Here is a 12,653-nt window from a genome sequence, read left to right as displayed (position 1 = left end):
TAGCAATTCTCTTAAATGTATTATCTGAGAGAAGCGTTATAGGTAATTCCTTTAATTTTCATATTATACAAAATTAAGCTTATGTCTGTTTTTTGGACATGGGCTTTTTTTTGTCTATTTATTGTTAAAAAAATCACAGCTATAATAGCAGCCATAAAGAGATGAAAACAAGAGCCTGACAGTCACAGGTTCGGGTATATTTCAGAAGGGAGGAGCAATAGGATGGATGCACTGAAGCAGTTAAAATTAGCCAAGAATGGTTATATTATTATGTCTGTATTATTTATGGTTCTGGGTGCCTGTCTGATTATCTGGCCGGATTGTTCGATGGCAGTTTTCTGTACAGCAGTAGGGATTATGCTTATTGTATACGGATTGATAAAGATTCTGGGATATTTTTCCAGAGATATCTATTGTCTGGCATTTCAGTTTGATCTTGCCTTTGGAGTGCTGCTGGCAGCAGTAGGAATTATTATTATAGTACGCAGGAACGTAGTGGTGAATCTGATCTTTGGAATCTTTGGACTTCTGATCCTTGCGGATGCATTATTTAAAATTCAGATGTCGATAGATGCAAAGAAATTCGGGCTGAATCTCTGGTGGAGGATTCTCCTGGTAGCGATTCTGACCGGTGTTCTGGGATTTTTACTTTTGATAAGGCCGTTTGAGGCAGCAGAGATCATGATGATCCTGGTTGGTGTTTCGGTTCTGTTTGAGGGAATTCTGAATCTTTGTGTGGCGATTTACACTGTAAAAATTATTAAAAACCAGAAACAGGATATCATAGATATGGATGAATATTGATAAAATAATAAAAATATACCTGATACACAGGTGTTTATATATATATCACATCACAACAAGGAGGAGCAATCACATGAAATTAATGGACAAAGCAAAACAGGCTGCACTTGCAGCAGCAGTTAAGACAGGTCTGGGTTATCTGGAGAAGGACCCGGAAGTAAATATACCAAAACTGATGGAACTTGTAGATAAATTTGTACCGGATGGCTGGTATGAGTCACAGAGAAATGCAATCCGTAATGCAATCCAGGATAAGGACAGCAACTGGTATAAACTGATCCTGAGGATTTATGAGCTGGATCCAGGAGTACGTGAAGCATTCTTTACAAACTTTATTATCAATGCCAGCTTAAAAGGAAGTGCACTTCAGGAAGAAACAGCAGAAGAGAACAACTGTAATGTTCCATGGGCAATCCTTCTTGATCCTACAAGTGCCTGTAATCTGCACTGTACAGGATGCTGGGCAGCAGAGTATGGTCACAAATTGAATCTTGATTTTGACACCATCTGTTCTATTGTAGAGCAGGGCAGAAAAATGGGAACTTATATGTACATATATACAGGTGGTGAACCGCTGGTACGTAAGAAAGACCTGATGCGTATCTGCGAGAAATATCCGGACTGCGAGTTCCTTTCCTTTACAAATGGTACACTGATCGACGAAGAATTCTGCCAGGAAATGCTTCGTGTTAAGAACTTTGTTCCGGCAATCAGCCTGGAAGGTTCTGAGGAAGCAAACGACGGACGTCGTGGAGAAGGTGTATATCAGAAAGTTATGCATGCAATGGAACTTCTGAAAGCTCATAAACTTCCGTTTGGTGTATCTACCTGTTATACTTCTGCAAATGTGGACAGTGTAAGCAGCGAGGAATTTTTTGATCACATTATTGACTGTGGTGCATTATTTGTATGGTTTTTCCATTATATGCCGACAGGTAATGACGCTGTAGTAGAATTAATGCCGAATCCACAGCAGCGTGAGAAGATGTATCACAAGATCAGAGAGTACCGTTCTACAAAAGCTATTTTTGGAATGGATTTCCAGAATGATGCGCAGTATGTAGGAGGATGTATTGCAGGAGGAAGACGTTACCTTCATATCAATGCGAATGGTGATGTAGACCCATGTGTATTTATCCATTATTCTAATGCAAATATTTATGAAAATACTCTGCTGGAAGCATTGAAGAGTCCGATTTTCATGGCATATCATGATGGTCAGCCGTTTAATGAAAATATGCTTCGTCCATGCCCGATGCTTGAGAATCCGCAGAAGCTTCGTAAGATGGTTGAAGAATCCGGTGCGAAGTCTACAGATTTGCAATCACCGGAGTCTGTGGAGCATCTTTGTGCGAAGTGTGATGCTTATGCAGAGCATTGGGCACCGAAAGCTGAGGAATTATTTCCTGTAAAAAATAAGTAACTTAATAATAAGAAAAAATATTAACTCAAAATTTAGCCAAAGTTATCAGAGAAAGTTCCCTGTCCGGTCATCCCCTGTCCGGATGGGGAACTTTCTCGTCTTTGAATAAGGGGACGCGCGAAACAGCATCTCTCTGTGGGTTCAGTTCCGGGGGCTAAGTAACTCTAAGGTGGAGGAAATCCGCTAAAAGCATGAAGAAAAACGCAAAACTCGCTCCGTTGCAAACTTCGCTCAGACAGGTTGCTGCTTTTCTTCATAACGCGGATTTTCTCCGCCTAAGAGTTACTAAGCCCCCTCCAGATTCACCCACAGAGAGATGCTGTTTCGCGCTGTTGATTGATTGTGGAAGGAAGTGTGTGAAGCATTTTATTGTTAAAAATAACTTGCCTGAGTGTGCGACATGTATTAAAGTTATGGTGTTAACCTGTATGATGGATATGTAGAAGTTCTCGTAAATAATGTATTTAAGAGGATGGCTGTAGATTTTTTAGTATGAGAGAGTGGTAGGGATGTTAAAAACTTTTTTAGTAGAGGATGAAGTTGTGATCAGGGAGATGATTAAGAAGATGATTCCCTGGGAGCAGTATGGATTTGAACTGGCAGGAGAAGCATCTGATGGGGAGATGGCACTGCCGTTGATATTAAAGAGCAAACCGGATCTTCTGATCACTGATATTAAGATGCCGTTTATGGATGGTTTGACGTTATGTAAATTGGTGAAGAAGGAGTTGCCGGACATTAAGATTGTGATTCTTAGTGGCTATGATGACTTTAACTATGCGAAGCAGGCGATCAATATTGGTGTGGAGGATTATCTGCTAAAGCCAATTACTAAGAATGCATTTATTGAGCGTCTGGAGGAGATTCATAATCGTTATGAACATGAGAAGACGCAGAAGGAATATTATGAGAAATTCAAACTGGAGATGCAGGAGTATGAGAGGAATGCGAGCCGTGATTTCTTTGAATCTCTGGTGAGAGCGGACTTTGATCTGGAAGAGATTTATCGGAGAGCAGATCGTTTGAATCTTGATATTGTGGCAGAGGCTTATAATATTCTGATTTTTACACCGGATGCTTCAGACAGCAGTTATAATTCGTCGGAAGGATATTCAGACTGGGAGGCAGAAGTACATAAGAAGATTGAGAATTATTTCCTAAGTCATCCGGTTGCGATGCTTTTTAGACATCAGGTGTTCAGTTATGCGATTCTGGTCAAGGGGCAGCGAGACACGATAAAGAAGAATACATGCGAATGTGTGGAAACAATTCAGAAGATCATGGAAGAAACCAGAGCAAATGTGGACTGGTTTGTGGCAGTCGGCGAGGAGGCAGACCGTCTGAGCAGAATTAAGCAGAGTTATCACACGGCTGCAAGAACTTATGCATTCCGTTATCTGTATGACGGGCATATTCTTTATTACAATATGCTTGAGCAGGTAAAGGAGAATTCAGCAGACACTTCAAAAACAGAAGCTGTTCAGCTTAAGAATGTGAATATCAATGCCCTGAATCCGGAAATCCTTCAGAAATTTTTAAGCAGTGGTCTGGAAGATGAAGTAGACAGTTTTGTCCATGATTATTTCCATGCTATTGGCAGGGAACCGATGAAATCACTGGTGTTCCGTAATTATGTGGTTTTGAATGTGCGTTTTTCTGTACTGTCATTTCTTAAGAAAATTGGATATGATGATACGGAATTGTCCAGAGAAGAGACAGATGATGTTGTGAAGAAGACAAGCCAGTCTACAGAAGCTTCTGTTGCATATGCAGAGGAAGTCTTGAAACGGGCCATTGCAATCCGTGATGAAAATGCAGGCAGTCAGAACAGAAGTGTGTTGAAGCAGGCAATAGATTTTATAGATGGACATTATATGGATGAAGAGATTTCTCTGAATAGAGTGGCGCATGCGGCGAATGTGAGTGCCAATCATTTCAGTGCGCTTTTCAGTCAGAATATGGGACAGACATTTATTGAGTATCTGACTTCGCTTCGTATGGACAAGGCAAAGGAGCTGCTTCGCTGTACTTCCAAACGTTCCAGTGAGATTGCAGGGGAAGTGGGATATAAGGATGCGCATTACTTCAGCTATCTTTTTAAGAAAACTCAGGGAATGACTCCGAGTGAGTATCGTAAGACGAGAGGAGAAGTCTGATTCATGAAGCAGAAACAGGAGAAGCTGGAAACAAAGATGAAGTGGATGCTTCTGAGCACTATGATCCCTATGACAATTTTGATCATAGTGCTTCTTGTTTTTTTCTGGCATTATACAAATGAATATAATCAGTTGTCTAATAATCTGGCGGTGAGTTCGGAATATAATGCAAACTATAGAAATTCCAATAATGATATGAGCTTTAAAGATGAAGTGGATATGGATATCTATTATGTGACTATTGGGCGAAAAGGTAAGGACGGGCTGCCGACAGAGCAGGTAGACAAGGCAATCAGTACTGTGGAGAGTCTGAAGAAAACCACATCAAAGAAGGAAAGCCTGCGTTCTCTGAAATATCTGACTAACTATCTGGAGAATCTTAAGAAACGGATGAATCAGCTTCTTGAGATAAAGAATTATCAGGAACGACAGGAATTTGTGGCAAATAATACAGAAATCCTGACCACGCTCTTTGAGAAAGAAATGCAGAATTATATTTATCAGGAGGCGACGGAACTGGTGCAGATAGAGTCTCAACTGGCTGGAAATGTACGTCTGACGATCATCACTATGTGTGCGGCGATTTTGGTTGCTACGGCTATTCTGCTGCGGCGTTCTTTCCGTCTGACATACAGCATTACCAAACCGATTTCTGAAATTCTCCATAATATTAAGAAGGTTGGAAAAGGAGAGTACAAAACTATTAATGCAGTATCTGCCGACAGTGTTGAAATCCAGGAGCTTGATGCCGGTACCAGAAAGATGGCAGGAAGGATTGAAGGGCTTCTTGAGAATGTGCGTAAGGAGCAGGAGGTACAGCATATGACGGAGCTGCAGCTGATCCAGGCACAGGTAAATCCGCATTTTCTGTATAATACACTGGATACTATTGTGTGGCTGGTGGAGGGTGGTATGCAGCAGGATGCAGTGGATATGATCACGAGTCTGTCTGTTTTTTTCCGCACTTCGCTTTCGAAGGGGAAGGATATCATTCCGCTGTCGGAAGAGAAACGCCACACATTGAGTTATCTGGAGATTCAGCAGTCAAGATACAGGGATATTATGGAATTTGAGATTAATATTCCGCCGGAACTGGATGAAGTGATGGTGCCGAAGCTTACTTTGCAGCCGTTAGCGGAGAATGCTCTTTATCATGGAATTAAGAATAAGCGTGGAAAAGGTAAGATTCTTATTGAAGGATTCAATCTGGGAGATGATATGATGCTGAGAGTGACTGACAATGGTCAGGGAATGACACCGGAACGTCTTTATGAAGTACAGGAAGCCATCCGCACCGGTGAACGTGCCGGGTTCGGACTTGCTGCGGTGTCAGAGAGAATTGTACTTTATTATGGTCCGGGTTATGGACTGAAGATTTCTTCTACAGAGGGAGAAGGTACGGTTATGGAAGTGTATATGGCGAAAAAAATTAACCTGGATAACAATTCAAGATAAACAAAGAAAAAGCTGCATGAAGTTAAGAATCTTAACAGATATGCAGCTTTTGTTATGTATTCAGGTGGATAAAGTCAATTATTTTATTGTTTATTCATATCCAATAACAGTTTTATGGCCTGCTGATAGAGACTTACGAAGGTCTGCCAAATAATGGAATGTATGAATTATGTCGACTAATGCTGGATTGTGCAAAGTGAATATAAAAGAAAGTTGATAATTTATTTCTGTATTTATAATGCACAATAAAAAATCCAACTTCCGCAATAAAAAAATAAACTTTGTATAAATTATGAACAAAATATGATAGAAGAATAAACTTTTTGCGGAAAATATTCTATGGAATTTTCCTGGATTTTTACTATAATAAAGACATCTTAAATGAATCGGGAGGATTTACAAAATGAAGAAAAAAATCGTGTCAGCTTTATTAACAGCAACAATGGTATGCGGTATGAGCGTTGTTCCGGCAGTGGGTGTAGCAGCAGCGGACGACACAATCACAGTTGGTTTCTCACAGGTAGGTGCTGAATCTGACTGGCGTACAGCTAATACAGAATCCATGAAATCCACATTCAGCGAAGAGAACGGATATGAATTGATCTTCGACGATGCACAGCAGAAACAGGAAAACCAGTTAACAGCAATCCGTAACTTCATCCAGCAGGAAGTTGATTACATTCTTTTAGCTCCTGTAACAGAGACAGGTTGGGATACAGTTCTTCAGGAAGCTAAAGATGCTGATATTCCTGTAATCATCGTAGACCGTATGGTTGATGTATCTGATGACAGCTTATATACAACATGGATCGGAACTGACTCCTTACTCGAAGGAAGAAAAGCAGCTGAATGGCTGAATGCATACACAACAGCTAAGGGAATCGATGCAAAAGATGTTAACATCGTTGATATCCAGGGTACAATCGGATCTACAGCTCAGATTGGACGTTCTAAAGGCCTTGAAGAAGGTGTTGACAACTATGGATGGAACTTACTTGCTCAGCAGTCCGGTGAATTCACACAGGCTAAAGGACAGGAAGTTATGGAGTCCATGCTGAAACAGTATGACAATATTAATGTTGTATACTGCGAGAACGATAACGAAGCATTCGGTGCTATCGATGCTATCGAAGCAGCTGGTAAAACAGTAGGATCTGATATCGCAAACGGTGAAATCATGGTTATGTCTTTTGATACAACAAATGCTGGTTTAACAGATACATTAGCCGGCAAGATCGCATGCGATGTTGAGTGTAACCCATTACACGGACCACGTGCAGAAGAACTGATCAAAGCTCTTGAAGCTGGTGAAGAAGTTGAAAAACTGAACTATGTAGATGAAGAAATCTTTGCTACAGATGATACAGTTGATAAAGTTAAAGCTGTAAACAGTCTTGATGAAGAGGGCGAATATGACGTAACACCTATCACACAGGAAATTATTGACGGACGTGCATACTAATTTTTGACAACATATAATAGACGTGTAATAGAAGAAATATAAACAATCCGGAGCGTGGTTCATAATTCGGAGAAACCCGGATTTATGAATCACGCTCTCTTTATGCCGAAATGATTTACAGATACCCGCTTTACTGAAGCTTTTCAGTAAATGAGGGGTAAACCAGTTTAGAAAGCAGGTGGAAAGAATATGGAACAAAATGTAGTATTGGAAATGCGTGATATCAGCAAAAACTTTACAGGAGTCCGTGCCCTTTCCCATGTGGACTTTACCCTTCGAAAGGGCGAAATCCACGCACTGATGGGGGAGAATGGTGCAGGTAAATCAACACTGATTAAGGTGCTGACCGGTGTACATGAATTTGAAAGTGGAACAATTCATATGGCTGGAAACAGTAATGCCATTATTAACCACTCGCCTCAGGAAGCGCAGGCAAATGGTATCAGTACAGTATATCAGGAGGTAAACCTTTGTCCCAACCTGACTGTAGCTGAGAACCTTTTTATTGGCAGAGAACCGAGAAAGATGGGGATGATTGATTGGAAGCAGATGAATGAGCGCTCAGGAAAACTTCTTGAGAGCCTGGACATTCATGTGCCGCCAACACAGATGCTGGATGAATGTTCCATTGCGATTCAGCAGATGATCGCAATTGCCCGTGCAGTGGACATGAAGTGCCAGGTACTGATTCTCGATGAACCGACATCTTCACTGGATGATGATGAAGTTGAAAAGCTGTTTGTACTTATGAGAAGACTTCGTGACGAAGGTGTAGGTATTATCTTTGTTACGCATTTCCTTGAGCAGGTATATGCAGTCTGCGACAGGATTACAGTTCTTCGTAATGGTGAACTTGTTGGGGAATATGAGACGAAAGATCTTCCGAGAGTAATGCTGGTTGCCAAGATGATGGGTAAGGATTTTGATGATCTTGCAGATATTAAAGGCGATCATAAAGACAAGAGAATCACAGATGCAGAACCTGTAATCGAGGCAAAAGGATTATCTCATAAGGGAACGATCAAACCGTTTGATATTACCATCAATAAAGGTGAGGTTATTGGTCTTACCGGACTTCTGGGTTCCGGACGTTCTGAATTGGTTCGTGCAATTTATGGTGCGGATAAAGCTGATACAGGAACTTTAAAAGTAAAGGGAAAAGAAGTAAAGATCAATACTCCGCTGGATGCCATGAAACTTGGTATGGCATATCTTCCGGAAGACAGAAAGGCAGAAGGTATTATTGCAGATCTTTCTGTAAGAGAAAATATTATTATAGCGCTCCAGGCTAAACGCGGTATGTTCCATCCATTAAGCAAGAAAGAAATGGAGGATGCTGCTGATAAGTATATTAAATTACTGCAGATTAAGACAGCAAGTCGTGAAACTCCGATTAAGAGTCTGTCCGGTGGTAACCAGCAGAAGGTTATCCTTGGAAGATGGCTTCTGACTAATCCGGATTATCTGATTCTGGATGAGCCGACCAGAGGTATTGATATCGGTACTAAGACAGAGATTCAGAAACTGGTTCTTGATCTTGCGGATCAGGGAATGGCAGTTACATTTATCTCCTCAGAGGTTGAGGAAATGCTCCGCACCTGCTCCCGTATGGCAGTTCTTCGTGATGGCCAGAAGGTAGGGGAGCTGGAAGAGGATGAACTTTCCCAGAGCGGAGTTATGAAAGCTATTGCCGGAGGTGACGATAAATAATGAATAAGAGTAAATTAAAGAAAATAACAAGTGCACGTCTGTTTCTTCCTATTGTGTGTCTGATCGCAGTACTTTTGCTGAATGTGATCAGAACACCGGATTTCTTTAATGTATCAATCCGAAACGGTGTACTCTATGGTTACATTGTTGATGTTATTAACCGTGCTTCAGAGTTGGTTATCCTTGCAATCGGTATGACACTGGTAACAGCAGCTTCCGGTGGACAGGATATCAGTGTTGGTGCGATCATGGCAGTTGCAGCGGCTGTCTGCTGTCAGATTCTTTCCGGCGGACAGGTTTCTGTAAATGATTACCAGAATCCTGTGATCCTGGCTGTTATCGCAGCACTTCTTGCATCTGCATTATGTGGTGCATTTAATGGATTTCTGGTTTCCAAGCTGAATATTCAGCCAATGGTTGCAACTCTGATCCTTTACACAGCCGGTCGTGGTATTGCTCAGCTGATCACAAACGGACAGATTACTTATATTCGTGTGGATTCCTTTAAGATGGCTGGTGGATATATTGGAAAATGCCCGATTCCTACACCTATTTTCTTTGCAATCATTACAGTTGTTATTGTGTACCTGATTTTGAAGAAGACTGCTCTTGGGCTTTACATTGAAAGTGTTGGTATCAATGGAAAGGCAGCTCGTCTTGTGGGATTAAATTCTACGATGATTAAATTCCTTACCTATGTTATCTGTGGTGTACTGGCTGGTATTGCCGGTATTGTGGCATCCAGCCGTATCTACTCTGCAGATGCAAACAACATTGGTCTTAACCTGGAAATGGATGCCATCCTTGCAGTTGCGCTTGGCGGAAACTTCCTTGGTGGTGGTAAATTCAGCCTGATCGGTTCCGTAATCGGTGCCTACACTATTCAGGCTCTGACCACAACACTCTATGCGATGAACGTAAAAGCAGACCAGCTTCCTGTTTATAAGGCAATCGTAGTTGTTATCATCGTTACACTGCAGAGTGATGTATTTAAGAAATATATTGCCAACTTAAAGGCTAAAAGAAGTGTGGCAGCAGAAGGAGGTCAGAAGTAATGAAAGCAAATGTACAGAAAAAGAAAATAACGGGAAATGGCTTCCTGCTTCTGATCACAATCGCATTATTTGTAGTAATGTATGTTGCAGGTATGATTGTTTTTGCTGATAAAGGTTTTGCAAAACCTCAGATGTTTCTGAACCTGTTTGTATCTAATGCGGGTCTTCTGGTTATTGCGTGTGGTCTTACAATCGTTATGATCACCGGTGGTATTGATATTTCCGTAGGTTCTGTTACTGCACTTGTATGTATGGTTCTTGCAGACCTTATGGAGAACAAAGGTGTGAACGCATATGCAGCAGTTTTAGTTGCACTGCTTATTGGTGTTGCTTTTGGTATTGTTCAGGGATTTCTGGTAGCTTATCTGGATATCCAGCCATTCATCGTTACTCTGGCAGGTATGTTCTTCGGACGTGGTCTGACAGCTATCATCAGTACTGATATGATTTCTATCAAGAATGAGTTATTCCTGAAATGGGCAAATTACCGTTTCTATATGCCTTTTGGTTCAACCAGTAAGAAGGGTAAATTTATTCCGGCTTATATTCCGCCGACAGTTGTGATTGCTCTGATTGTTGTAATTCTGATCGCGGTTCTTCTGAAATATCGTAAGTTTGGACGTAAGCTTTATGCAATCGGCGGTAGCCGTCAGAGTGCATTAATGATGGGTCTGAATGTTAAGAAAACTATTTTTAATGCTTATGTTCTGGATGGTTTTCTTGCAGGCCTTGGTGGCTTCCTGTTCTGTTTGAACAGTTGTGCAGGTTTCGTTGAGCAGGCAAAGGGTCTTGAGATGGATGCAATTTCATCAGCGGTTATTGGTGGTACGCTTCTTTCAGGTGGTGTTGGTACTCCGATTGGTACTTTGTTTGGTGTGTTGATTAAGGGTACGATTTCCAGTTTGATTACTACTCAGGGTACTTTGTCAAGCTGGTGGACAAGAATTATTCTTTCTGCGTTGCTTTGTTTCTTTATTGTTATTCAGTCTGTTGTGGCTTCTATGAAGAAGAAAGCGAAATAAGTGGTTGTATTATGAAACAAGCTGAGACTTTTGGGAGTCTTGGCTTGTTTTTTTGTAGAGGGACGCGCGAAACAGCATCTCTCTGTGGGTTCAGTTCCGGGGGCTAAGTAACTCTAAGGTGGAGGAAATCCGCTAAAAGCATGAAGAAAAACGCAAAACTCGCTCCGTTGCAAACTTCGCTCAGACAGGTTGCTGTTTTTCTTCATAACGCGGATTTTCTCCGCCTAAGAGTTACTAAGCCCCCTTCAGATTCACCCACAGAGAGATGTTGCTTCGCGCTGGTTACTGGAAACGATTTAGAGTGAAGTAAGTTTTTGATAAATTGTGGAGAAGATATGGGATTATGGGTAGATAGCGAAAGTTATAGAAAGCCCGAGACATACAGCGCGACTTTATGCGATTAGCATAAAGTCTGTGCATCGCGAAACGTGTTACTGAAAACGGAGTGAACAGTAATGCTTTATTTGTTTATAACTGTGAATTATGATGGTTTGCTTGCCATGGGGGGAGTTTTATTTTATACTTTAAGCAGTGAATGATGTTAAGGTTAAAGGGGATTTTGATCTTGATATTATTGAAATTATGTGAGAAATGTGGCTTTACTAATGGTTGGATATGTAGTACAATCGTAACTTATTATGCGTTTATTTTAGGAGGATTATTATACAATGTGGATTGCAGATGGATGGAAAGATTATGAGGTTATTGATACTTCCTGTGGGGAGAAGCTGGAGCGTTGGGGGGATTATCTTCTGGTGCGGCCGGATCCGCAGGTTATATGGGATACGCCGAAGGTGAATAAGGGCTGGAAGCATATGAACGGGCATTATCACAGAAGTAAGAAGGGCGGCGGTGAATGGGAGTTTTTTGATCTGCCCGAGCAGTGGGATATTCATTATAAGGGACTTACCTTTAATTTGAAACCTTTTAGTTTTAAGCATACCGGGCTTTTTCCGGAGCAGGCGGTGAATTGGGACTGGTTTGGCAATAAGATCCGCAATGCGGGACGTCCGGTGAAGGTGTTGAATCTTTTTGCATATACAGGTGGTGCGACTCTGGCGGCAGCGGCTGCGGGAGCTTCTGTTACTCATGTGGATGCTTCTAAGGGTATGGTTACCTGGGCAAAGGAGAATGCGGTTGCTTCCGGTCTGGGAGATGCTCCGATCCGCTGGCTGGTGGATGACTGTGTGAAGTTTGTTGAGCGTGAGATTCGCAGAAGGAATCATTATGATGCGATCATTATGGATCCGCCTTCTTATGGACGTGGACCGAAGGGGGAGATCTGGAAGATTGAGGATTGTATCCATGACCTGATTAAGCTGTGTACAAAGATTCTCAGCGATGAGCCTTTGTTTTTCCTGATAAATTCTTATACAACAGGTTTGGCACCGGCAGTTCTTACTTATATGCTTTCTACTGAGCTTAAGAAGTTCGGCGGGTATGTGGATTCTCAGGAAATCGGGCTTCCGGTAAGTTCTAACGGGCTGGTTCTGCCTTGTGGTGCTTCTGGAAGATGGGAGGCGTAAGTTTGTTTCCTTTTGTTTGTTATTGACGGAAATCTGCTTT

The 12,653-nt window shown here is 41.5% G+C and carries 9 protein-coding genes; all 9 read left to right on the top strand.

Going from position 1 to position 12,653, the window contains the following annotated elements; all coding sequences use genetic code 11:
- Positions 1-222 precede the first annotated feature (222 nt).
- Positions 223-804 carry an HdeD family acid-resistance protein gene (locus LJE09_RS08975; RefSeq protein WP_008705039.1) on the top strand — a complete coding sequence of 194 codons (582 nt, stop codon included), beginning with the start codon at positions 223-225 and terminating at the stop codon, positions 802-804.
- A gap of 73 nt (positions 805-877) precedes the next feature.
- Positions 878-2,227, top strand: a complete 1,350-nt coding sequence (locus LJE09_RS08970; protein WP_118585895.1) for a radical SAM protein — start codon at positions 878-880, stop codon at positions 2,225-2,227.
- Positions 2,228-2,736: 509 nt separating this feature from the next.
- Entirely contained in the window at positions 2,737-4,383 is a 1,647-nt protein-coding gene (locus LJE09_RS08965) for a response regulator (RefSeq protein WP_196002876.1), read from the top strand.
- Between the two features lie 3 nt (positions 4,384-4,386).
- The gene (locus LJE09_RS08960; protein ID WP_227311219.1) at positions 4,387-5,838 is read left to right on the top strand and encodes a sensor histidine kinase; all 1,452 of its coding nucleotides are present in this window, start codon (positions 4,387-4,389) and stop codon (positions 5,836-5,838) included.
- 403 nt (positions 5,839-6,241) lie between these two features.
- Positions 6,242-7,300, top strand: coding sequence for an ABC transporter substrate-binding protein (locus LJE09_RS08955; protein WP_008705032.1), 1,059 nt, complete (start codon positions 6,242-6,244; stop codon positions 7,298-7,300).
- A 189-nt stretch (positions 7,301-7,489) separates the two neighbouring features.
- A complete protein-coding gene (locus LJE09_RS08950; protein WP_008705031.1) occupies positions 7,490-9,010 on the top strand; it encodes a sugar ABC transporter ATP-binding protein in 1,521 nt (506 codons plus the stop codon).
- The gene (locus LJE09_RS08945; protein ID WP_008705030.1) at positions 9,010-10,065 is read left to right on the top strand and encodes an ABC transporter permease; all 1,056 of its coding nucleotides are present in this window, start codon (positions 9,010-9,012) and stop codon (positions 10,063-10,065) included. The genes LJE09_RS08950 and LJE09_RS08945 overlap by 1 nt, the downstream gene beginning before the upstream one ends.
- Positions 10,065-11,087 (top strand): ABC transporter permease subunit, encoded by a 1,023-nt coding sequence (locus LJE09_RS08940; protein ID WP_008705029.1) that lies wholly within the window; start codon positions 10,065-10,067, stop codon positions 11,085-11,087. Before LJE09_RS08945 ends, LJE09_RS08940 begins: the two co-directional genes overlap by 1 nt.
- A 668-nt stretch (positions 11,088-11,755) precedes the next feature.
- Positions 11,756-12,613: a class I SAM-dependent methyltransferase gene (locus LJE09_RS08935; protein ID WP_227311217.1), complete on the top strand. Its 858-nt coding sequence runs from the start codon at positions 11,756-11,758 to the stop codon at positions 12,611-12,613.
- Positions 12,614-12,653 lie beyond the last annotated feature (40 nt).

The organism is Blautia sp. DFI.3.45 (assembly GCF_020593505.1).
GTDB lineage: Bacteria > Bacillota > Clostridia > Lachnospirales > Lachnospiraceae > Blautia_A > Blautia_A wexlerae.
This window is presented reverse-complemented; position numbering and strand designations above follow the sequence as displayed.